A 22,982-nucleotide genomic window follows, 5' to 3' on the forward strand; every position below is an offset into this window, starting at 1 on the left:
GTGAGATCGAGGAACGTGCAGGCTCGTTCGATGTCGGAGAAGTTGAATTCCCACAAATTGGTGATAAGGAAAACACGCATAGTCAAATGAACTTCACCTTGACCAACGATCAAACTGAGATCGTCAACGAAGCACTGAAGTCTTCTAAAGAAAGGTAGCATCCGTCAATATGCGCACACCTGTTTTCCAGCCTGACTCTGGATTTTTTTGCCGCGTGCGCCCTCCAGGGGCCGATTACGCCAGGCGTCGACCTGCCCTCATCGCAATCGCGGGTGGCTTGGCGTATCTGATTGGCAAAGCCAAGAAATAGATTTCTTACCAGAACCGGCCATGCAACCAAGCAGGCTCGCCTTCTTTTTCAAAGAACGAAGGCCTAACCTTTGGGAAGGCAGATTTACTCAAGGATGCTGATCTGTGCCTTTTGAAAGAATCCTTGTGCCTCTAGTTCAGCGGCTGCAGCATTTGGGTCAAGAGTAAACAATGCGATTCGAAGATTCTTGATGGCTCGCGAGAAACAGACATAGGCAAGTTTTCGACTGCGTGCTAGTTGATTGTCGCTCGGTGAACCAGCGGAGCTGGGTGCGAGCAGCTTCGCAAAAGTATAGTGAGTCCAAGCTGCCTCAGTATCGTCAAATACAACGATTACGTCATCGTATTCTTCACCTTTCACTCCGTGCTGTGTGCTGTAAGGAGTGTTGTCATCCAGAAAACCGCAATACTTCTCTACCTCGGTTCCATTCATTGCCAGGAATGCATCCGCGAGCCAATCAGATCTTTCCGCCCCATGCTGGCTCTCGTCGTATTCTTCTTCTCGTTTCGGTCTTTCAAGATGAGATTGCAAGCTTTCTGACGCCTGAATCAGACCTTTCTCGCAGCAATATCGGAGTACGTCACCGAGATTCTCAGATTCAAATTTCCTAGATAACGTGGCAGTTACATCGATTGCCAGTTTACGAACTTCACGAATTGTCTTTCCGCTATGTTCGCCGCTGGAATCGAACGCATGCGTTCGAGACGTAAGTATCCGCATTATCGCATTCGAATTGCCTTCTCTATGTGCCTTCACGAGTGGCACGATGACGTTCACAAAAGGCTTGAGAAGAATATGCTCGCCTTTTTCAAAGGCACTATTTGCACGACTGGACGCATAGGGGCCGTCAAACAAGTCATGCAACTTTAAAAATCCCATCCTTCTTGCAATCATTCGTCTAGCGAGAAACAAACGCTTTGCTTTCGAATTGTCCGTCCATTCCCATTTCTCGATTGCAGCAACAAGCTTTTGTTGTGCCCTCTCCAACTGATCGTCGCCATAGCGATTTCGTGGCAATTCTGGCTTTTCCATCTTAACCAGCATGATGGCGACACTGCCTTCGAGTGACGCATTGTCACCCGCAGGGATTTGTTGCACGTCATCGCGAAATGCGTTGAGCAATTCGATAACCTGAGGCGAACAACGAAAGTTCTCTTCCTTAGTGATTAGCTTGAAGTTTTCAGGGCCGGTAAAGTCCCCCATGCCAGTGTCGTAAATCTGCTGCATTGGATCGCCAAAATAACCGACAATTGGCAAATTATTCTCGTTGCAGAGTTCATTGAGTGCGGCAACTATTTCCGGTGATGTATCCTGTGCCTCGTCAACAAACCAATAGGGATATCTCTGTGCGATGATACGACGAAAGGGCTTGCTGTTCCTGATTAGATCAGAGGCAATGGAAAGCAAGTCGTCATGTCCAATCTCACCCTGAAGAAAGTCGCTAAAAAGTAAGTCGTCTCCGTAGTAAAAGGTTTCGACTGTATCAATTTGTTCCAGTGCGTTCACAAGCACTTCCGCTTTGGCGCGAGCGGAGCGAGCTGCGATGCTGTTTCCTCCATTATCCTTTTCCTGCTGTTTCGCAATTTGTGCAGGAATGATGCTTCTCCGAAGAGCTTCCCTAATGCTTTTGGGAAAGTGCCCTATCTCCTTCCATAGGAAGCTATGTAGCGTCGAAACAATGAAGAGAGGGTTCTGCCGAAGCCGGTCACGGATCACTTCGGTTGCACGATTTGTGTAGGTGATGCAGACCACCTTCTGTCCGTCGCGCAGCATACGACGGCCCTCAAGCCGATCTAATGCTTTTAAGGCTTCGACGAGCGATGTAGTCTTTCCAGACCCCGCGCCAGCAACCATGGCAAATGACTGCTTCTCACGAAGGCATTTGAGGACGTCTTCATCAGCCTGTGTCGGAACAAAACTTGTCATGCAACAGGCTCCTCTTCTGCGTCTGTGGTGACAGTAGCGTTCAATTCAGCTTCTAACCACTTCAATCCATCAGTGATATATTTGGGAGTTACCCAGTCGGCATCTGACGAGATAACCGACAACGCGAATTCTGTCTTCTTGAATTTGGAAGCCCTAATCGCTTCGTAAATCGCTTGGTAGTCCGTTTCATGTTCAGGATCGCCGGTTAGATCAACCCCGACACTTAAATTCTCAGCACGAAACAGCTCTAGATTCTCATAGGTAAACGTTTCTTCTAAAGTTCGGCCATGCATCGTCGAACCATCAGCATACCCATTGACTGGCGATGGCCTCTGGTAGGCCAAGTAACAACGGCGAATGGAAAATATTTGGTCTTCTGGCTTAAGATCGCATAAATCCTTGATCGCGGATTTGCCCAAGAAGAAACTCAGGGCAGCGTTTGATGACACGGCCCCTTCTGTATCGGCTCGGCACGCACTCCGATTAACTTCAGGGGAAACTGAATCTATATCGGTGATGATGAGATACGGAACAGCGATAAACTCAAGAAGTGAAGCGAAAAGGTGAGCGTAGGCGCCACCAACTTCGAGCACCGTCAAGTAGCGGTGTTTCAGTCCCGGAGCAACCCGCTCGATCATTTCTGGCAGCAGAAGCTTTTCGACAGTGCCTTCAACAAGAATCACGGCATCAGAAAAGAACAGATCGCAGTGCGTTAGTTTCATGTATCGTTTCAGAAAGGTTAGCGTGGCCGCTACCTCTTCCTGTCTCATCGATACAGGAGTCTCTTTCTCAGCTTCCGTTTCTACCTCTTCCTCGGAAGGCGGTTGCATTGCGGGACTAAAAGCTTGCAAATTCATGGCAACCGATGCATTCAGTGTGGTCGTGGTCGCTGGGTCTTCACCGTCACAATGGCATCTACGGAAATACCTAACCTTTCCAAATTCGACCGTATCCAAAATATGAGAAGAGTGGGTGGTAACAACAACCTGTGGCGTCATGCCGTCTTCACCAACGCGAACCGATGCCTCGTTAATAATTTTCCATGCGTTAGTAATAAAGGTCTGCTGTGCCTGCGCGTGAAGATGTGCTTCAGGTTCCTCAATGAAAATAACGAGAGCTAGAGGCCTGGATTCTTCCGTACTCATCCAATTGAGATGAAATTCGCAAATCTGAACCGCCAGATAGATCAAATTTTTAATGCCTAATCCATTGTAACTCTCAGGCAATTCATGTTGGCGATGCTCGTCGAAATATGTCAGATTTGCATTGCTTTCGAGTACCTTCTCAGGAACGAGAGCGGAGGTTACACGAAGTCTTCGATCATTAACAGAAGGCACTCCCAAGCCTTGAATGACTCCAAGCAGATCGGCAAATACCGTTGAGTAATGTCCCGTCAGGTCATCGTTGTGCTTGTCTATAAGGTCGTTCGCATCTTCCGCGGTTTGCACCTGGGCGAGATTGCGTTTGTAAAACCGTGTAAATACCTTAGATAGCCGTGTACTGCCTGGGCTTTCATGGTCGTCGATCTTACGTTGAGCATCTACAAATTCGACCCTTATCAATGATCGCAGAATCCTCTTTCCGTCTTCGGTCTTTAGAGGACGTTCAGTTTCTACGCCAGTCGTCGCATCCAAGGCGTAATATGTCAAAGAATAGTGCTGCTTCAGCGTGCCTGGCATCGACAAATAATACGAGAGTGGTTTTCTAGGTTGCACACCTTCGGCTGGAGTCATACGGGAGAGAAAATCTTCTCTAAGCTTGGTTCCATCTAGTGCCATATACCGAATTCGAATGCCCACTTCGTCATAATCCTGATCCGCGTCAGGGAGTAATTCACCGGCGCGGCCAAATTCGGTTTCAGGATCAAGTTTGAACCAAAGGTCAAGCGTTATGCAGGGAAGGGCCTTCTCTTCGATTTCTCCTCTCCCAAATCTATCTAATTCAGGGACTTTAGAAACGGAGAAATCGTGAACCGAGAATTCGCCAGTCTTCAGAAAGAGACGGAAAACTTCGGCTGCCGAGGTTTTTCCGCTGTTGTTCGGGCCAACGAATACCGTCTCTTGTTCATCGAAGTCAATGAGCACATTTTCAAGTCGCCGAAAACCATTAACACGCGCACGTAAGAGTTTCATTCAAACCGCCCCCAATTGTGATTGTTGTGGCGGCGATTTTAGCAGCGAATTAGGAAGGTGTGTAGTAGCTTTGGAGTATATTCAGCAGTCAGCGAGAGGGGCGTCCAATTTGGTAGCCTCAATCGTCGTTCGACTAGTTTGTGGTCTCTAGCACGCTGCCCAGAGCTGCTCCGTATATCTCTGATCCCATGCGAGATAGTGCTGCCGGCAAATCTCGACCGAATTGCCCATTAGTTTCGACAACGTCTCAACACTAATCAGCTTCTTGGTCCAGTAGCCATCCAAGCTACGCTTTGCATATGTGTGCCTGCACGAATAGACACAGGCATCCCCATCGAGTTCGATCCCTTTCTTTCGAAGCTTCGTCCGAACTTGATCGAAGGCGCAACGCAGGCCTTCCATTGTCCACGGATTGCCACGCGTAATACGAAATAGATGGCCGGTCTGATACCGTTCGATCTGACGACGAACGATTTGCATCACTCCCGGATCGGTAATGTAGATAACCCTCTTTCGACCGGCTCTGTAGAAAACTACAGAAATAGTTCAACCCGCTAGCGGACTTTTTCTAACGTAACAGCTCTTAATAAGCGTTACGAGTAAATCTCCGTTGGATGTTTTGGTCACCGCCTGGGCCGTCGCTAAGCGAGCGTTGCCAGCGTATCGCCATGTGAAAAGTCCGAATAAGTTCACGCAGCATCAACTGTTTGCCTGCCTGGTGCTGAAGAACTTCAGCGGCTCGATTACCGCGGTATCACCGAGCAACTTCTCGACTGTTCGTCGCTATCTGAAGCGATCGAGCTGGACTACATTCCCCACTACACGACGCTGCAAAAGGCAGCCCAGCGATTGCTCACATGTGAGGCGGCGCAGTCGCTGTTGGACGAGACGGTGGCGATGCAGATGGGGCGTCGCAAACGCGTGCCGGATGCGGCGATCGATTCGACCGGGCTCGAAGCAACGTGTGCCAGTGCCTTCTTCGTGCGGCGACGAAACACCCAGGAAAGCCTGTGGAAAAAGCTCGTTTACCGGCGGTCCCCCAAGCTCAGCCTAGTGAGCGACGTTCGTACGCACTTCATTCTCGCGTACCGCGTTGGCAAGGGGCCACGTACTGATGTCGACGAGATCCAAGGGCTGATTGATCAGGCACCCAAGCGAGTTCGCCTGCTCATGCGAATAGGGACGTATGAACTTGACCGCCAGTTTCGTGCGGAGCCAGGCCAGGGCATCAGGCTGATTTTCTTCGTGCTCATGCCTGACAATTTAGCGTCCGGTTATCGAAAACGAAGGATCGATTTCAACAAGACAAAGTTGAAACAAACGTAGTCGTGGACACAACCATGTTGGATTCCACTTCCAAAGTAAATTCTGCAACTCTTTTCTATTTCTGGGTTTACGCGCATCAATTCCGGTACGGAAATATAGGGATCGCCGCAGAACAATGCATTGAGCCGTGTGTGGCGACGATTTTTGGCCTGTATACGAAAAACTCGATCTCCCGTTTATCGCACAGGGCAAAGCCTGCACAGGGAGGTTGGTCCTAGCGGTTCGATCTCGCGAGCGGGTTCAATGGACAAGACTTCCACCAGGCCCTGGGCGTCCCACTCGCAACAAGCTGAGGACAACGCTTCAGGCCATTAAGCAGGCAGCGTGGGAAATGCGGAGCGGGATACATCGCTTTGCTCTCGCATCGAAGAACTACTGGATCAGGACAGGCAGGGGGCATAGCGGATGCCGGTTGCTGGGGCGAAAGCAGACGCGTGAGCAAGGGTGATGCAGAATTGGGAAATGCGGGAGGGAAAGGAGGGGCGAGGACCATTCAGCAACCGTCTGGCTATGACAATGCACCTAGTTTCTCTTTTCCCAGCCTTCCCTTTAGCTCTCGCAGTCGCCCATGCGCATCAAACTCGGCACGCAAAACTTGTCCGAATTACAGTCATCCTATTTGAATACGACGCCGTCACCAAACCTATCCACCAGAAGCCGCTGTTCCTGGTCGGATACTCTTGATGCATCGAAGCTGACTAGCTGCAGATTCTTGAGACTTTCAGATTGCCGAATGTACGATGCTCCTATGTCGTCCACACTGTTTCCGGCCAAATGCAACGTTTCGAGATTGCCAAATGCCGAACTTTCACTAATCGCTTGTGCGAATCCATTGCCAAGATTGTTGTCACTCAAATTCAGTGAGCGCAATTCGCTGCTGCGATTCCCAGTGCCCCCCAGCATGTGGTGCGCGTTGTCATCAGAAATCCCATTGCTCATCGCTGAGATGTGTGCAATCGCAGGGGCCGCTCGGAAGATATCGAAGAAGGAAGGCCCGATCGAGTTTCTGTCCACATTCAGTGAACGAAGTTGCGGCAACCTGTTGAACTCCAGGAGGTCAGAGAATCCCTTCTCACCAAGTGAGCAGTTTGCGAGATACAAGTACTCAAGTCGTCCGAAGCAGGTTGTTTTGGCGAACACAGTCCCAGCATCTGGGCCGAGATCATTGTCGGTCAGGCGAAGGCTGCGAAGCCCTTGCGCCCGTGGCCCAGAGATTAATGCGTGGATTCCCTCAAGGGAAATCCCGTTGTCTCTGACGCTTAGGGAAGCCAGCGATGTGAAATTTTCTGCGACGGCCAACTCTTTGACTCCATCATCTCCTATGTCATTCAGGTCCAGACACAGAGTTTCAAGATTTTGAAGTGTGGCTGAACGTGTCAAGTGCTGCGTTCCGTGCAATCCAAGATCGTGAAATGTTAGGTCGAGCGATTGCACGTTTCTCAAACTGGACGATGATGCTAACGCTTTGGCGCCATCGGGTGATATGACACCACCATAGTCAGCAAGACGACCTTTTTCGTCACATTCACCCCAGAATCGGAAGCTCAGTGACTTCAGATGTCCTATGTTCGACGATGATGACAACGCCTTTACTTTCCCGTCATCACATAACGCTTCGGCAAACCACAGGTGATCGATCCGTTGCAATAGAGGAGAACTGCATAGATCAGGGATGCGAGCCGTATCTCCGGTCAAATGAAGGCGATTGACGAATGGAAACAGAGCAAATGCAAGACACTCCTCACCGTGGTCAAGGATGGTAGCAAGTTCGGCAGTGACCACTTCTAGAAAGCCTCGTCGAAAAAACACGGCGAGATTTGGACGTAATTGAAGAAAGCCTCTCTCAAACGAAGAGAGGCCTCCGAGCAGACGTTGCTCAACATGATCAACGGCCTGCCATTCGTGTCGAAATGGATCATTTGCAACACGTTGCGCAAGGTCGCACTGCACCTGGATCAGGTGGCTATGCCATGTTGCAATCTCAGACGTGTTGGCCAAGGCCATTCGAGGCGCATCATCGTCCGGCGATTTCAGGGCATCAGCAAGTATTGAAGATGGGGCATTCACAGGCATCATCACTCCACTTTAGCAGATATGGGCACCGGAAGCATTCAGGCGGGAGCGGCAGGATTGCACAGGTGGGTTCCGTGCCAAGGATTTCGGCGTGCCATGCGAAGCGATCGCCAAAGGAGAGATTGCCGGTTCGCAGGTCGTAGGCCCAGGCGAGATCACCGATGAGGTCAGCTTGGAGCAATTACTGGTCGAAGGCGAAGTGGCGGTGGACGAGTAGCTGATATTTATCATACATGGGGCTAGCCGCCACCAAGCGATGTCACGTACTTGGAGGTCGTTTCGGCTGTGCCAGCACCTCCATGAGCCACGACCAATCGAGCCACCTCGGCATATTCTTGCTGTGCCGCCTCGTCGAGCGGTGTTCTGCCGCTAGAATCCTTTGCATTGATCTTAGCCCCGGCTCGAATCAACGACTCAGCAATCTTTTCGTAGCCGTTTCGACACGCCAAATGCAAAGGAGTCCATCCGTTATCGCAATGTGAATTTAGGTTAGCACCTTCTTGGATAAGCCTGTCGACGATTTCACCTTGCGAACTCCAAACGCCGCAGTATAGGGGTGTCCCAAGTTCGGAATTTGCGTTGATGTTCGCACCGGCGTCAATAAGCAATTCAACCAAAGCCAACTGACCATCGTGTGCAGCCAGGCACAAGAGCGTGTTGCCGTTCCCCCATTTGATTCTAGCCAAATCTGCATTTAGCTGCACTTCTCGATTTAGAAGCTGCCAATCCAACTCTTGACCAGTAAGAATGATTTTTTCCACTTCCGACAACTCCTGCCAATCCACTTTCTCACGAAGAACATCGATGTCGACATTCCCATTGGAATCGAACGGTATCTTCGATTTTGACATCACATTGTGCCTCATCACTTGGGATTATTGAATCGGCGTCCTATTTCTTGTGTACCACCCACCAAGATTCGGACGTGGATCTGAGTCGGTCGATATGGCCGGTCACCACCCACCATGAATGGGAACTGACAGATACACTTTGGATATGTCAGGATTATCCTCACACAAACATCGCAACCGGATTGGCCCCGTGCAAATATTTTGCGCTCGCCATTACTTTGAGTGAGCTTTCCAGCATGTCCCCAGACGTCATCATAACCATTTTGAGACGACACTGACTGCGGGAAGAAGTTGCGGATTGAGCGTCAGAACGCGCCGCTTGTCGCGTCACTGCTGGATAAACTCGCGAGGCGGGTTCCATTGGTCCAGAAGTCGTAGGCCCAGATCGTCGCCTTGACGGTCACGGAACTTGACGACGCGAAGCACCTGGCCGAATAGGGAGGCGGTGGCGTCATGCTTCAGACAACAATCCTTGTACTTCTTACCGATGCCACAAGGACAGGCCGCATTTCGCGACACGCTGCGAGACTTGTTTTCCTCAGGCAGCCAACGCGTCAGAGTCTAGTTTTTTGCCATTGGCCGACGAACCAGCTTTAGCGTTCCCACGGCGCGAACGGAAGTCCGGTGCTGCTTCGCCATTATCGGCAGCGAACTTGGCGAGTGCCATCTTTAGACCGCGAGGCGTGTAGTCGAGTTTTGCCGCGACATCTGTAACCAACATACCTTCGGCGAGCATTTTTTTGGCTCGCAAGAGTTTCAATTGTCGTCGATCCGAGGCGGTTGGTACCGGCAAGCCTCGCTTTTCATGCCACCATTTAATCGCTCTGGCAACGGTGGCGTCCGAAACTCCTAAAACCCTGCCAATTTCCAAATTGGAATGCCCTGCGATCATGAGTTCATGCACCTGGTTGGCAATTTCCATGTACGAGGGGACTTTAATTTGCTTGGATTCCAGCTGTTTTCGGCGCCGCTTATTGTTAGGACGCATCAAACCACGTTTGTCGTGCCAATGTTGGATTAGCTTGGTAACGTACGCTGGAGAGCAGTCCATTTGCTGGGCGATCGCCTTATTAAGAAGGCCATCATCCCATAGTCGTTTAGCCGTTTCCGATTCCTCGTCGATCGGGTCAACCTTTTTGAAGTCGATCGTCACTTCCTGAACGGTGTTCGAGTCCCCACAACCAACCCCGGTCAATTCCTTGACAACGAAACCGGTCACATCAATCCGCAATCGGCCCTGCAGCCAACCCTTCGATTTACTACGTTCCCCCATCTGATGCACTTCGATTTTGCCCTGAATAATGTCTTCCATCGATAGGCGAATCTTACGAAGCAAGGATGCGTCCTTGGATGTTAGCCCCTGTTGAATCAATTCTCTTGTTGCGTCCAGGAACTCCGCAACCTGTTCACGGCTCGGTGTCGGAGGTGGTGACTGCTGTGCGGCCTCGATAGAACGGAGACGGGCGAGCACGTCATTTTGTTGTCGGCGAAGATCCTTGAGGATCAGCATGGTCTGACGCTGTTCATCCTCGGAAACCCCAGGGTTGCGACGATTGAAGTCGATGGTGGCCTTGAGCTTGGCCGCCTGTCCTTTTAGGGCCTGCAGAATATGGGGGTCCTCTTTTTGCAATTCTGCGGAACGACGTACGCATTCCTCGATTACCGAATCAATAAGTTCTTCCGACGGTCGGATCCAATCGATAAGGTGATCGCACGTCCGTTGCAGAGCCAGTTTCCGATTCAAGTGAGTAAAGATCGGTCGACTACTTTCTTCGATGCAGCGGCAGCACGGACACAGCAACACGCGCCCCTTTGCCCCCCCGGCTGCAAGTCGGCGACCGTGCTCTGGACAGACGAACAGACCTTGCAAGAGACGAGGTCCTTTATCAGGGTCTTCTGTCGTCGATTTTCGCCCCGAATTGCGTGGTTCCGCGGCAAGCAGCGTTTGAGCGGCATACCAGCACTCGTCCGGTATGATTTGTAGATCGTCAAAGTGGGCTTCCCTCAATGGGGCTTTCCGGGGAACCTGAGCAGCATAATCCTTCTTGCTCTTCCACTTGGTCTCCGTCGCCCCATAAGCGCACCAGCCGCGATATTGTGGATTGGATAGGTGTTTTCGCACCAAAGCATGCGTCCAAAGGCCGGTAATTGAATTCTCCGGGGCAGGAGCGTCATCGTCTGCGTTGAGCTTCCTTGCAATCTCCGCAATGCAGATCCGATCGACCACATACCAGTAAAAGATCCGAACTATCCATTGAGCGGATTCAGGATCAATGATGATCCTTCGCCGAGGACGCTGCCGCCGCGTCAACTCACCTTCCACGATTTCACCGGTGTAGCCTAGGGAAAGGGTCGTATGGACCATCTGCCTGTCGAACAGCCCTTCGTGCGATGCATTAATATGCGCCCCATATACGCGGACTTGCGCCTCATCAAGGTTGGCCAACGCCTGTAAGGTCGTTCGCCAATTATCCCCGTCGGCGGTGTCAATGTGCGACTTGACGAAGATTCCACGAATGCCTTGCTCAACCAAATCCTCTTCAACAAACTGCAAGCACTTGTAGGCTCGTCGGTAGAGTCGGGACGTGGTGAAGACCATGAGCGTTTGGATGTTTCCCGCTTCTAACATCTTCCTGAGAGCCATGAGGCCAGGTCGCCGATCTTGAAAGCCGCGAACTGCAAGGTCGAAGAAAACGTACTCGCGCGGAATATAGATGTCCAACCGTACGGCATCCTGGAGGATCGATCGGAGTTGATCTGCGATTGAATCTTGAAATCTCGTCGAGAAGCGAGCGTAGGCTGCGCCGATACTATCGGCACCTTCTTGCGAGATTCTCGTGTAATAGTCCTCCAGCAGGGAGTCGATCTCTTTGACCGTCTTTGCATGGAATTGCTCCTGTTGACGACGAATCTCCTCCTTCGTGCGTTTCACTTTCTTCCGCTTTGCCGGAGCCGTCTTCCCCTTGACCGTAGATGCAATGGCCTTTTCGCTGAAATCATGGAGCAGTTTCTCAAGCTTGGCCGCCACCAAATTGGGCTGCATGTCTAACTTCCCGTGAATCATTGAGACGCACGGCTTGCCACAGAATGCTAACAGGCGACCACCAGGCCGCGGCTTCGCAAGCCGTAGCCGAAGTCTAGAAACGAATTGTCGCGTGACGGTCACCTGATGCGACAATTCTCCAATACGAGAACTTCCTTAATGATCAAACTGAATGCGAGAGGTCGCGCAGAGGATTATTTTCCTCGTCTCATAATACGAAGAGTTTGCGTGCCTTGAAGTTAAGGCGACAACCGAGTTCGCGTAAATTCTCGATTTGCTTATCTAAATGATACTCATGCCGAGCAACTCACTAAGATGTTTTCATCGCGCCCGGAAGTTGTTCTGCGACGTACAGGCGAGCATTTCATGGTCAAAGGTATTTCCTGCGTGGGCGGCTAGTTCCAAACGCATTTCCCAGGACGTCGGGTGCTCGTTCCAGCGGAACAGAGCCGGTGCGCCGTAGAGTCCACCGGACTCCGGCGAACAACTTCGATTTCAAAAGCCGCGCGGCCCGTGCCTCCGCGTGGAACAGCTTATTATGTGACGACGGTCAATCGCACAGATTGTGACATAATTGATGCGAGACGCCTCCTATCAATGCGTCGTTGTCCCGTGAAAGCCCGATGGTGAATACCACGACCCACGGTTGCTTGGTTAGGGAGTCACGTAAACTCCACGAGTGTAGCAAAACATACCAGAGCTTGAAGTCTCGGACGAATCGATACAGTTGGCCGTGAGGTCCATCATCTGGCGGAATCGGACCGGTGAGACCGGGAACGCTCCCTTCATCTTCGTGTCGCTTGGAAAACATCACTTGCCCATGATAATCGTTGTGAATTTCATCGTTCAGGTCTCCAGGACTGTATCCAGGATAGGGAATCGTTGCAGACGCGAGAGGGTCGATATTTTTGGAACGGAACCATCGACAACCGAGTGAGTCGAGAACCATCTGTGCATTTGCACGTGCGGCGTCACCACGGACTCGACAAATGAATGGATAGATTGGGCATCTCGCTGCACCATATGCGCAGTCTCCGAACTTCAACTCTTTCAGGAATGCAAGTTCCGCATCAAAACCGGCATTGGGAGCGAGCATCTTTGCGTCGTTCGTGACAACAGCGCTATCCGTCACGAGAGGCTGTGTCAGTGGGAGTGTCTCATCAGTGAACGTCTCGCTTCCAGTATTGTTCTCGAAAGTGAACTTGTGCATTAGTCACATAACTTTTTGTTAGACAGAGTTTCTCTGTATAAGACCGGCTTACAAATCCGTTTGAAACCACACTTCTAAACGCGTAAAACTGCCGCTCCGATTCATCGCAGTGCGAACGTATTTACATCCCACCCAATTACCGTGCAATCAGTAAACTTCCAATCGTCTCGTCTCTTGTTAGATCGTGACCGCTAAAACATAAACCCAGGCGTCCTCTAGACAGCCGTTTTTCTTTATCCACCGTAGACTTCAGCCTCGAATGCAATCTCGGCCTCAGCGTCCCACTTCGTTTTGAATGGCTCTACCTGAAGCCTTCCCAACAGAAATTTCTTCAGGAAATCGCAGAACACTAACGGAAACTCTTGGTATCCACCTGATTCGAATTGCCAAATGACGACGGTCGTCCAGTCGTTGGGGTGCCCGGTTGTTTTCCATGCAAAGTACACATCGTCTCGGTGACCGAACGGCACGAGACCTCCCTCTTCGGGAAACAATCCAAGCGGGACGTTACCACTACCGGCCGCCTTTCGGTATCGGTCTTGTCGACCTATGAAGGTATCAATGAACTGTTCAAAGGACGGCCTCGCCGGGCTATAGACCTCAAAATCATAGGTATCGTCAATTACGATAGTGCCTGATCCGTAGGTGCGAGCAAACTTTAGAAAGTCGGCGGGGAATTCGAGCCTCAAACGCTTTTGGACATCGACCAAAGATGATTCATCGATATCGATCGGAGCGTCAGGAATGGGCAAAATTGATCGGACTCTCTCGATCACGATACGTTCCTTTAGCAAGGCAATTATGATGGAACAGCACGCCCTGGATTGGAGCCGAGAAGTTTTATGACGGACTGCTGCAGCTATCCATTTTACTCGGCCACACGTTATGCGTCTTCTGGCGTAAACGAATGTGGGCCTTCCATTTCCTCTGCACCAATTATCCCCCTCGTATGAAGCGGGCTCGTTCCTTCAAGGATAGAGATGACCAAGTCGATTAATCCCATGTTGGGGATCTCGTTAGTTCCCGTCTCAACATCCTGAAAGATAATGTTCCAATGAATAGCTGGACCGTCTACATGCCATGCTAAGAAGTCAACGTCCTTGTAAACACCGAAACCAAGCAATCCTGGCATTTGGGGATAGACGCGATATTCTAGTTCAAGGGATCTCAGGGCAGCGGTTGTGGCCTCTGCCAGCATAACTGGCGATACAGGACACAGAAAACTAGTGATATTTAATCCAGAGTATTTTCTTCGACCTTGAAACATCCCCTGGCCATACGACTCGATCAGCTGCTTATAGTCATCAGGCAGCCTGAGCCCAAGTTCCTGTTCGACGAGACTCCAATCTCCGGAGCTGTAAAAAGGGTTAGCAGGCGGGGGCACCAAGGCGTGCAGTCGAGAAAGTGGTGTTGCCATAAATGTTCTCTGTCTCTGCGACGAATCGTAGCCTCAGTCTTCTTGAGAGATCTTCGGTGAGGCAAAGCGCAAGCGAATGAGCAAACAATTCAGAAACTTCAGGTACTTTAGTCTTCTGGCGCGAAAGAATGTGGTCCCTGCATTTCCCCCTTTTTGATCACTCCCATTTGATGCAAGACGCTTGTCTCTTCCAAAACAGATATGGTCAATTGCAAAATGCCAACCTGCTTGATTTCATGAAGCCCTGTTTCTACGTCATGATAAACAATGATCCATTCATCGGGCGGACCTTCGGTGTACCAAGAGATTGTGTCCTCATCGGCATATGCTCCCAACCCTAGAAGGCCTGGGACATCTGGATAAACAGGATATGTCAAATTGTCCAGAGTTCGAAGATAAGCTCCCGCAGCATCGGCCAATTTTGCAGCTGGCGCAGATCTAAAAAAGCTGGTAATCAGCAAACCAGAGTAGTGCTCACACCCCCTGAACACCCCTTGTCCAAAGAGATCAATCATTCGTTTGTAGTCCGTAGGCAAAGTAACGCCCAAAGACCGCTGCACGTCTTCCCAATTCCCATAGCTGTGCAGCGGTGATGTGGGCGGCGAAACAAGCTCGCAAAGTCGAGTGAGGAGTGCGTCGGTCATTGTATTCCTGCTCTTGTGCAAATTAGTCAGCTTAATTCAGCCGGACGTATTCAAGACCGCTGATAAATCGCGGTTCGCTATTCTTTGCCTTGCAATAGTCGCCTCATCACTCGACTCGCATGAACGATTTAACAGTAATTGGCATTCAAGCACTTGTCTTTGTAAAGACAATGAACTCGAAATAAGAGCTACCCGGAGTATTGCTTGCATTGGGAGCATTTACCGGCGAGCCATCAGGGACGTTTGACTATTGTGGCATGTCCAGCGATCGCGTCGCGCAAGCAATACTGCAGCTCTCGATATTTTCCATTAAAATTGGTAAGACGCCAGCAAGCAGTTCGCCCGCGTTCGCATAACGCGAGGTTAAATCTCGTCACCGGATCAACTTACCTTCTGCCCATGGAAACGCCGACAGCCGTTTGATTCTAATAAGTCTTGAATCGATGTTCGGATGTGTGCCCCCAATCGTGTAAAAATGCCAACTGATAATGTCAACCGTCAGTGGATCTTCCTGGCAATACCACTTGTCATACTTGTCGTCGCGTTTGCGGTAGGGGCATGGTACCTATTGCGTCCCCCTTCTCAACGGCAGCTGGCCATAGAACAACTGAAGGCAATGGGAGCCGTTGTAACGGACTACCACGGTGAGAAATCTAATGTAGGCCTGCGACGCGATACTGAACTATCCAAAGCACTACCCCTGTTGCGCGAGTTGCCCAACATGTGGTACTTCTCTGCGCATGATTCTGGCTTCCGAGACCAAGACTTTCAGTACTTGAGGGAGAACAACAGGCTTGAACTGCTCCTCCTGGAGAATACTGCTGTGACAGGCACGGGGTTTTCTGAACTAGCGAACCACCAGAGTTTGAAGCTTGTCCGCGTCAGCGGATGTCCGTTGTCGGTGGCAGGGATTCAGCAATTGGCCGTCTTGCCATCGCTAGAGCACTTGCAAGCGGGCCGCTTGAATCTCAGCCCGGAGCACCTTGACGCCATGCAATTACTGCGGGTACAGATTCTGAGTCTGAAGGAGTCTAACGTAGATCTGCCGTCACTAAAAAGACTGTTGAACTCTGGTGGAATTCATGAAGTGGTTCTATCGGGTACGAATCTAACCGCTTCGGAAATTGAACAGCTACGCGTCGATATCCCTTCGGTCAAGATTTACTACGAGGAGCCCGATCTTGAACTCGATGAAGCTGAGGATTGGGATCCATTGGCTCCAGGGATCTAGATCGAACGTTCCGTACTTGAGCAAGACACTCGGGATCAAGTTACGATGACATTATCTCCCAATGACCCCAAAACGTGGCGAAACATCGCGGAGCACCCCGCTTTCGAGGAGAAGCCTTTTGATCCAAGTTGGTACGATGGAGACATCGATGTCGACATTAGGATGCTCGAATCGGCTGCCATCGCAATTCTCTCTCACTTTCCCGATTACTCATGTGAGCTGATCGTATTAGACGATTGCACCGTGTACTTTGAGGTGACCAATCAGCAGTCAATTGTCGCATCGGTTTATCCATCCGACACCGACGATTATAGGCGTTGCTACTTCGTAGACATCGAAGGAGTCAATGACGAAATGCGTTTTGAGACGATAGACTTAATGATCGAAATGCTGAGGGCCGCGTCCCAGCTGCCATAGCGGCAGTTCCAGAACGTCGTGAAGCATTCTCGCGCATTTGCCGCTCAGTCCGATTTCCCCTGGCTCGTCTAGAAATAGCTTTTCTGGGCCTTGCCACATTATTCAATTAGACTTCGGATGCCTCCATTAACTCCTGATCTTGAATACGCCCAAAACGCTCTCGCAATGTTAAGCCGAGTTGGCGTTCAATTGTCCCCCGGACTATCCAACAAGGAATTTGAGACTGTCGAGGCGCGTTTCCAATTTCAATTCCCTCCTGATTTGCGTATTCTTTTGGAGATCGCTTTGCCAATCGGCGGTTTTCCCGGAGTTAGGAGCGGGGAATTTCTGAATTGGCGATTGCCTGACTCCCAAACAGTCCAACAATCCATCGATTGGCTGTGGGAAGGAATCGCTTTCGATATCGAAAACAACGTCTTTTGGTGCGACGAATGGGGGACAAAGCCGACTGACGTCGTTGACGCACTGCAGATTGCTCGGTGCGAATTTGAACGTCTACCCAGACTCATCCCTGTGTACGGTCACCGGTATCTGGCCGCTGTCCCGCGCCAATCCGGTAATCCTGTGTTTTCAATTCATCAAACCGACATCATCTACTACGGACAAAATCTGTGGGACTACTTCGACCAGGAATTCGGAGATCATCCTGAAGATTGGTACGCGGGCGAAAGATACGCGACTTTCACTCGCGCAGAATACCAAGCCATTCATCGTCATATTCCGTTTTGGAGCGATCTGGTCTCCTAAATATAGGTTTGAAGAATTATTGTCGCACGTGTGTCCCTTCCAAACTTCGACAGTGGGACTTGGCAACACAGGAGCTGCGTTCAAATTCGATGAAGAGTCCGGCGTCGGATATTGGCGCACGACACTTTCCGTGGAGCCTTCGACGCTAGGCTGGAGAGAACAAGAAGTATTACAGGACAAGCAGGTAAAGACGCGATCTTTTCAGATCTCGCACTGCCGAGGGCAACTCAACAACTCGGTCGCTTATAATGCCCTTGTTCTGACTCCACGTCTCCCTCAGATCAGTCGCCCGAAATAGATGTGACCCAATGTGCAACATGCTCGACATACTCGCACGTCTTGGTGAATTAGAGTGGTACGGCATTCGTCGAGCAGAGGTTTCTAATTCACATGCTCCACCAAGCGGTGTGCCAGTGATTACGTTTCGTTTTTCTGAAACGAATTCGAATCAGCATCACGCCATCCGTACTGCATTGTCATCCTACCACGGAGCTTTTAATTGGACGATCAGTAATGAAGGCGACAAAAACTGGACGATTACGATCTTGGAAGCATGCGAACATGGTAGGCCATCGATCACGCGAGCTAGAAGGTGGGGCTCTGAGCATCCTCAAGCGATGGTTGCGATTGGCAAGGATTACGCAAGCCTTCTCGCGCATTTGGAAAGAGAATTGGGGTAAGTATCCTGACGTTGAGGAGTCGGTCGGCTAGAACAAGATGCTAAAATCGCAGGATACGTCACGTTCTTTCGTTAGTTCCTTCCGATCCGCAGGTGCGGGAGTTCGTTAGGGGGTTTCGTCGAGGTTTATATTGCCATGTGGACTAAAGATGATGCCGTGAAATATGTCATTGAGCACAAGATTCCGATCGCGAAAATTGCGTTTGGTGTAGAACATGAATTTCGAGATGATCTTACCGAAGAATGGGAAGGGGGCTGGATTCTCTATTTGGTTCCCGTTGATGGAAAGGGATTCTATAAACGCTATTTGATCGAAAAGGAACTAGAAAAGTGTGTTTCGATCGGATCAGCAGGAGTCAACCGAGCAATCGATGATTGCTACGGGTATCGTCCGGTAGACAATTGGCCGCCTGAAAATAAAGCTAACGGTTCGGAGAAAGAGTAGGAAGCATTTCATCACGTTCTCTTTTCCGGTCGGAGTGAGCCAGTTTCCCGAAGCCCGGCCGTGCCCCTATCGTCCAACGGGATTTACCGTCGAATGGTGGGTTGGTGGAAAAAAGAAGGACACAAAGCAGTTTCCTAATTAGCGGCTAAAAGGTATTTAATAATATGTTTGAAGAGGAAACTGAACTTTATCGCGCCGTGATCAATCGCGATATTGACGAAGTGAGAACGATCTTAGAACGCGATACCTCACAACTTGATGTGGGTGATGAAGACCGCCATTCTACGCCTCTTCATATAGCTTCGTTTGATGGACAAGCTCACATCTGCAAGCTGTTACTGATGCACGGTGCGAATGTGGACGCGCGCGACATCAATGGTTGCACACCACTTCACGAGGCGGAGCAACAGGGCTACGAAGAGGTGGTCAAGGTTCTGCTGGCTCACGGTGCCAGTGTCGAAATACCCGATCATACCGGGTGGACTCCGATATACGCTTCGACAGCGGGCAATTCCATGGGCACAAACATCTGGAAAGTCTTACTGGATCATGGCGCTCGATTGGACCTGAATTCCGCCTTACGTCTTGATAAGTTCGAGTATGTGCGAGAGACACTTGAACGTGGGGGAACTTTCACCAGTAATTCGCTATTCCCTGAAGAACTTCTCGTCGATCTTGTTGAGTGGACGTCTAGATATGACGAGGTGGTCTCCATGGCCGCTTTGCTGTTGCAGCATGGGGTGAATGTCAATGGCATGGGCCATATGAAGCAAAATGCCTTGATGATTGCGTGTTCCAATCCTTACTCGCCAGGCGACTTGATTCGTATGCTCCTCGAGCATGGTGCCGATCCAACCATGCGCCGAACGGTGGCTCCCGCGACAGCCTACCAAATGGCTCAATCCGCCGAAAACCAAAAAGCGATTGAGATACTTGAAAGTTTCGGCATTAGCGAGTAGTCCCTATGGTAGGGAATGCCGTTCCGAAGAGATCCCTTGGCATTAGTTTCCCCAATTAAGCGAACTGGCAAGTTCCCCAGTACGAAACAACTCGCAGGCTACGTCTATGACTATCTCGGAAGGCATGAGAAACTGCGGCAACACGGTATTCAGATCTCGTTCAGCTACGAAGTAACGTGGTAGGTCTGTGTACTTCTTGTCAGCTAAAGCGGTCAGCGAATGCGTGACACGTTTGTCACGATAGTAAGTTATGCTCGAAAGATCGCTCGCGAGGGCAATAGAAGTCAGTGATCCCGAAGGCGATTCTAAGAAGACTACTCGTGGATCCATATGCAGGAGTGAATTTAGCCATCTACGCAACTGCGATTCAGACGTGATGGTAACTCGATCCTCTTCTGACCGCTCTGTTTCTGGCTTAGAGCCATCGACACCGCACCAAGGATGGTCATTAATCATTTCGTAACCATTTATGACTACTGCAAAGCAACCAGGGACAATGTGTCGCACACTTTGTACATATCCTGCGAATCGCACATCAGTCTAGCTCATTTTAAACCCAGGGATAAACTCTGGTCGCTTTTGGGGGAGCCAACCCGATTTCGTCGACCATCACCATGCTAGATCTCTGCTTTTCGCCCCTTTCTTATTCGTGGCACTCCTTGGCTTGCCACTCGACGATGGCCTGAGGATCTTGTTCTTTGGCCTGACGTGTTGGCTTCTGACAACTGAATCCCATGTCGTGCAGGATGCGGCCGAGATGGTCCGGGTTATACTCGATGTCGAACTACTGGTGAACGATCTGGGTCATGCCCCTGTTTAACCACCCTTGGCGAATCAAGTCCAACGCCTTCATCCGCCGAGCGTCAAGCTCCGCCGCCAATCCATGAGGTCGCATCGCTAAACTCCGTTTGCAAAACGCCTTGCCGGAAGATTAGTCTACAAGGTTGACCGGCTGAAAGCACTCATTTGGCTGGGTGTGCAGTGGTCAATAATGGGCTTGTTACCTATGAATCAATCCCCAATGACCTTGGCTATCAGTTCATCAGATGGCTGGATACCCAGTAAAGATAAGGTAGTAATCATGCAACTTGAATACGATGTAGACGATTCCGGTAATCGATTTCTAAGTGGACGCTTGTTTGAAAACGTTCAGTTTTCCGATTTGGAAATTGCACCACGAATGGGTAGTCCCATTCGCATTGAGGACTGCCGTTTTCTAAATTGCTCCACTTCACTGGGAACGTGTCTTATCCGCCGTGGTACTACTCTCGATTCTGTCGTTTTTTCCAACTTAGATTGTGGAGATGCGATACATGTCAGCTCGGAGGTCTGTTTGAATCGCGTTGTCATTGAGGGCAAGAAACCAAAGTCATTATTCATTAAGCCACAAGATCGGGAAACCTTTAAGATGCCTGAGGTGCCTGACACCGATTTCCAACTCGACATCACAAACTTTTCTGGGACGGTAGACATCGAGGGGCTACGTGGCAACATGGTACGAAAGGATCCCAGTCGTCACGTAACCATTCAGGCCAAATGGCGAGATGAAGTGGACTGGAAGGGAATGGGCATTGGTGGTTCAAGCTACTGGAAAATCTTTGTCCGAAAACTGGCATACAACAATGCCGATGAAGGGGTTTTCAGTCTTCCTGGCCGTTCTCATGATGACTTTTCAGAAGTGATGCACCAAAAAGAACTGCTAAAGAACGCAGGCCTCCGGTTCGACTAAATTCATACCAGCCACTGACATTCTCCAACTATCCGCACTGCCCCAGTGCCCGGTCCTGTAATATCAACTTTCGCATTGTAAGTCATCACTTATGGAAGCAGCCCTCAAAAAACTGGTCGAGAGAATGCCACCGCCTAAAAAGCCCCGGTTCTCAAATGTTGACTGGGATCGGCTGGAAAAGGCTCTTGGCCTCACATATCCATCGAGTTTCAAAGACTTTATCGATGTGTATGGCGGCAGCGTCTGGTTCGACAATGTTTGTCCCTTCTTTTCAGAGGCAAGAACGGAGAAGGAAGCGAAGGACTTCGTGCAATCAGTGAAGAAGAAACTCGCACCGCTCCAAGGAAACACTTTTGACGAGTGTTTCAATGCCATCGAGATTCCGCTTTACCCAGCGGACAATGGGCTTTTCCCATTCTTGATCGATTACAGCGGGAACCTCTTTTGTTGGCAAACGGATCAAAATAGCCCTGACAAATGGCCGGTCGTTTTCTGGAACACAGGGCCAATCACCATTCTGGAGAAGCTGACCATTGCGATGTTGATCGACGACTGGCTAATGCGAAAACCCCACATGGTCAAGATCTGGGGAGACATCAACGAATACGAGCCGGATAGGATTCGATTGACGGAATGATTGAATCGAGTAACTGCAACAGTTCATGATCGAGATATGACTCACCACGGATTACCAGTTGGAGAAGTCTGTAAACGTGTAAGGCGCCTCGAGCGTTGGGATTTGTTTTATCTCATAATGTTTCGTCAAGACCTTCAACAGAAAGTCAGAAAACGAGTCCTCTTCAAGATCAATAATCTCATTTCCGTCGGAAAACCAGAAGACGCAGCGTCATTCGTCGGACTTGCCCTTGGTCCGCCACATTACGTGGTGAACATCTATCACGGTACAAAACGGCAGAAGTCCATCAGGCTCTGGGAACCACGACTCCGCAGGAGTAACGGTTGACTGCTTGAAAGACGCGATGACGCTGCTTTCACCAAGCAGATAGTCTTTGACGGGTGCGGGAAAACAAGTCTTATCACACAAGTTCCAAACGGCGATCATCCCACATACGAGGCCGGAACCATAGTGATCGATAAAAGCTTTGTAGTCCGCGGGAAGAAAGCTGCCCAACTCTTGTTCGACGGCATCCCATCGGCGATCTAATCCCACTGGCTTGGCAGGTGGTTTGACGAGTTTTTCAATTTCATTGAGCGATGAAGACATCCGACAACACCTGAATACAGCCGGTGACGTGTAATATTCGCTGCGTTGCGAATCAGCCAATACTGCTAGCTCATCCTAAACCCTGGGATAAACTCCGGCTGCTTACCATATAGTGGATCTTGGTCAACCATGCCGTCAGGTAGGTCGCTCACGTCGGTTAGCAAGCTGAGAAGGACACTTGTCAGCGTGGTCTTGCCCAGGTCAAAGAAGCCTTTGGAGTGACTGTAGTAAATGATACGCCACTCTGCCTGAGACTCATTTGTCAGCCAGTTGAGGATGTTGACATCCGCATAGTTGCCACATGGAAGGAGGGCAGGGCGCGCCGGGTATAGGTCGAAGGGGACCTCCGTACCATAGTTCTCGATGTCTCGATAAATATCGACCCAGTTCAGCCAGAACGTCTGCGCTGAAACCGGTTGAATAAAAGGATTTCCAATGCTAATCATGCCTGAGATGGTCCCACTTCCGTAGAGGGAAACGAACTGCTTGTAGTCCTCTGGCAACTCTAAGCCCAGTTCCTTTTCAACATCCTCCCAAGAGCCCGAAGGGCCTGTTGCCGTGTCAGGCGGGGAAATGATTTCAGTGATCCTCTTGACGTTCTCCAACATGCTCTTAGTC

At 50.2% G+C, this 22,982-nt stretch carries 22 protein-coding genes; 9 read left to right on the forward strand and 13 right to left on the reverse strand.

Annotated features, from left to right (window positions below; genetic code table 11):
* Positions 1 to 394: 394 nt before the first annotated feature.
* On the reverse strand, positions 395 to 2,236 hold the full coding sequence (locus LA756_RS07190) for a UvrD-helicase domain-containing protein (protein ID WP_224439192.1): 1,842 nt from the start codon (positions 2,234 to 2,236) through the stop codon (positions 395 to 397).
* On the reverse strand, positions 2,233 to 4,368 hold the full coding sequence (locus LA756_RS07195) for an ATP-dependent endonuclease (RefSeq protein ID WP_224439193.1): 2,136 nt from the start codon (positions 4,366 to 4,368) through the stop codon (positions 2,233 to 2,235). The genes LA756_RS07190 and LA756_RS07195 overlap by 4 nt, the downstream gene beginning before the upstream one ends.
* Before the next feature lie 849 nt (positions 4,369 to 5,217).
* Between LA756_RS07195 and LA756_RS07200 the strand changes: the two genes are divergently transcribed.
* Entirely contained in the window at positions 5,218 to 5,694 is a 477-nt protein-coding gene (locus LA756_RS07200) for a hypothetical protein (RefSeq protein WP_224439194.1), read from the forward strand.
* Between the two features lie 615 nt (positions 5,695 to 6,309).
* Here LA756_RS07200 and LA756_RS07205 read toward each other — a convergent pair.
* Positions 6,310 to 7,770 carry a hypothetical protein gene (locus tag LA756_RS07205; RefSeq protein WP_224439195.1) on the reverse strand — a complete coding sequence of 487 codons (1,461 nt, stop codon included), beginning with the start codon at positions 7,768 to 7,770 and terminating at the stop codon, positions 6,310 to 6,312.
* Between the two features lie 88 nt (positions 7,771 to 7,858).
* Between LA756_RS07205 and LA756_RS27130 the strand changes: the two genes are divergently transcribed.
* On the forward strand, positions 7,859 to 7,984 hold the full coding sequence (locus tag LA756_RS27130) for a hypothetical protein (RefSeq protein ID WP_261362093.1): 126 nt from the start codon (positions 7,859 to 7,861) through the stop codon (positions 7,982 to 7,984).
* Positions 7,985 to 8,006: 22 nt separating this feature from the next.
* Here the strand turns inward: LA756_RS27130 and LA756_RS07210 are convergent, their stop codons facing one another.
* The 7 genes from LA756_RS07210 to LA756_RS07240 form a co-directional block, all read right to left on the reverse strand.
* Positions 8,007 to 8,618: an ankyrin repeat domain-containing protein gene (locus LA756_RS07210; protein WP_224439196.1), complete on the reverse strand. Its 612-nt coding sequence runs from the start codon at positions 8,616 to 8,618 to the stop codon at positions 8,007 to 8,009.
* Between the two features lie 327 nt (positions 8,619 to 8,945).
* The gene (locus LA756_RS07215; protein ID WP_224439197.1) at positions 8,946 to 9,137 is read right to left on the reverse strand and encodes an SEC-C metal-binding domain-containing protein; all 192 of its coding nucleotides are present in this window, start codon (positions 9,135 to 9,137) and stop codon (positions 8,946 to 8,948) included.
* A gap of 19 nt (positions 9,138 to 9,156) precedes the next feature.
* Entirely contained in the window at positions 9,157 to 11,661 is a 2,505-nt protein-coding gene (locus LA756_RS07220) for a recombinase family protein (protein ID WP_224439198.1), read from the reverse strand.
* A 550-nt stretch (positions 11,662 to 12,211) separates the two neighbouring features.
* Positions 12,212 to 12,871 (reverse strand): hypothetical protein, encoded by a 660-nt coding sequence (locus LA756_RS07225; RefSeq protein WP_224439199.1) that lies wholly within the window; start codon positions 12,869 to 12,871, stop codon positions 12,212 to 12,214.
* Positions 12,872 to 13,104: 233 nt separating this feature from the next.
* Entirely contained in the window at positions 13,105 to 13,647 is a 543-nt protein-coding gene (locus LA756_RS07230) for an SMI1/KNR4 family protein (RefSeq protein ID WP_224439200.1), read from the reverse strand.
* A 107-nt stretch (positions 13,648 to 13,754) separates the two neighbouring features.
* Positions 13,755 to 14,288: an SMI1/KNR4 family protein gene (locus tag LA756_RS07235; protein ID WP_224439201.1), complete on the reverse strand. Its 534-nt coding sequence runs from the start codon at positions 14,286 to 14,288 to the stop codon at positions 13,755 to 13,757.
* Between the two features lie 107 nt (positions 14,289 to 14,395).
* Positions 14,396 to 14,932, reverse strand: a complete 537-nt coding sequence (locus tag LA756_RS07240) for a hypothetical protein (protein WP_224439202.1) — start codon at positions 14,930 to 14,932, stop codon at positions 14,396 to 14,398.
* Between the two features lie 475 nt (positions 14,933 to 15,407).
* Between LA756_RS07240 and LA756_RS07245 the strand changes: the two genes are divergently transcribed.
* From LA756_RS07245 to LA756_RS07265, 5 genes are all read left to right on the forward strand, one after another.
* Complete coding sequence (locus tag LA756_RS07245; RefSeq protein WP_224439203.1) at positions 15,408 to 16,163, forward strand: hypothetical protein; 756 nt, start codon at positions 15,408 to 15,410, stop codon at positions 16,161 to 16,163.
* Positions 16,164 to 16,208: 45 nt separating this feature from the next.
* Positions 16,209 to 16,580: a hypothetical protein gene (locus tag LA756_RS07250; protein WP_224439204.1), complete on the forward strand. Its 372-nt coding sequence runs from the start codon at positions 16,209 to 16,211 to the stop codon at positions 16,578 to 16,580.
* 339 nt (positions 16,581 to 16,919) lie between these two features.
* Complete coding sequence (locus tag LA756_RS07255; protein ID WP_224439205.1) at positions 16,920 to 17,327, forward strand: hypothetical protein; 408 nt, start codon at positions 16,920 to 16,922, stop codon at positions 17,325 to 17,327.
* Positions 17,328 to 18,142: 815 nt separating this feature from the next.
* Positions 18,143 to 18,451 (forward strand): hypothetical protein, encoded by a 309-nt coding sequence (locus LA756_RS07260; protein ID WP_224439206.1) that lies wholly within the window; start codon positions 18,143 to 18,145, stop codon positions 18,449 to 18,451.
* Between the two features lie 164 nt (positions 18,452 to 18,615).
* Positions 18,616 to 19,410, forward strand: coding sequence for an ankyrin repeat domain-containing protein (locus tag LA756_RS07265; RefSeq protein WP_224439207.1), 795 nt, complete (start codon positions 18,616 to 18,618; stop codon positions 19,408 to 19,410).
* Positions 19,411 to 20,053: 643 nt separating this feature from the next.
* On the opposite strand, the gene LA756_RS27330 is transcribed toward LA756_RS07265, so the two are convergent.
* Positions 20,054 to 20,146 (reverse strand): winged helix-turn-helix domain-containing protein, encoded by a 93-nt coding sequence (locus tag LA756_RS27330; RefSeq protein WP_369123648.1) that lies wholly within the window; start codon positions 20,144 to 20,146, stop codon positions 20,054 to 20,056.
* 270 nt (positions 20,147 to 20,416) lie between these two features.
* Here LA756_RS27330 and LA756_RS07275 point away from each other — a divergent pair, with 270 nt between their 5' ends.
* Both LA756_RS07275 and LA756_RS07280 read left to right on the forward strand, forming a co-directional pair.
* On the forward strand, positions 20,417 to 21,139 hold the full coding sequence (locus LA756_RS07275) for a hypothetical protein (RefSeq protein ID WP_224439208.1): 723 nt from the start codon (positions 20,417 to 20,419) through the stop codon (positions 21,137 to 21,139).
* A gap of 124 nt (positions 21,140 to 21,263) precedes the next feature.
* Positions 21,264 to 21,776 carry an SMI1/KNR4 family protein gene (locus LA756_RS07280; protein ID WP_224439209.1) on the forward strand — a complete coding sequence of 171 codons (513 nt, stop codon included), beginning with the start codon at positions 21,264 to 21,266 and terminating at the stop codon, positions 21,774 to 21,776.
* A 210-nt stretch (positions 21,777 to 21,986) separates the two neighbouring features.
* Here LA756_RS07280 and LA756_RS07285 read toward each other — a convergent pair whose 3' ends face one another.
* Both LA756_RS07285 and LA756_RS07290 read right to left on the reverse strand, forming a co-directional pair.
* Positions 21,987 to 22,364: an SMI1/KNR4 family protein gene (locus LA756_RS07285; RefSeq protein WP_224439210.1), complete on the reverse strand. Its 378-nt coding sequence runs from the start codon at positions 22,362 to 22,364 to the stop codon at positions 21,987 to 21,989.
* A gap of 65 nt (positions 22,365 to 22,429) precedes the next feature.
* Entirely contained in the window at positions 22,430 to 22,972 is a 543-nt protein-coding gene (locus tag LA756_RS07290; RefSeq protein WP_224439211.1) for an SMI1/KNR4 family protein, read from the reverse strand.
* Between the last annotated feature and the right edge of the window lie 10 nt (positions 22,973 to 22,982).

The organism is Bremerella sp. TYQ1, from assembly GCF_020150455.1.
In the GTDB taxonomy this organism is placed as follows: domain Bacteria; phylum Planctomycetota; class Planctomycetia; order Pirellulales; family Pirellulaceae; genus Bremerella; species Bremerella volcania_A.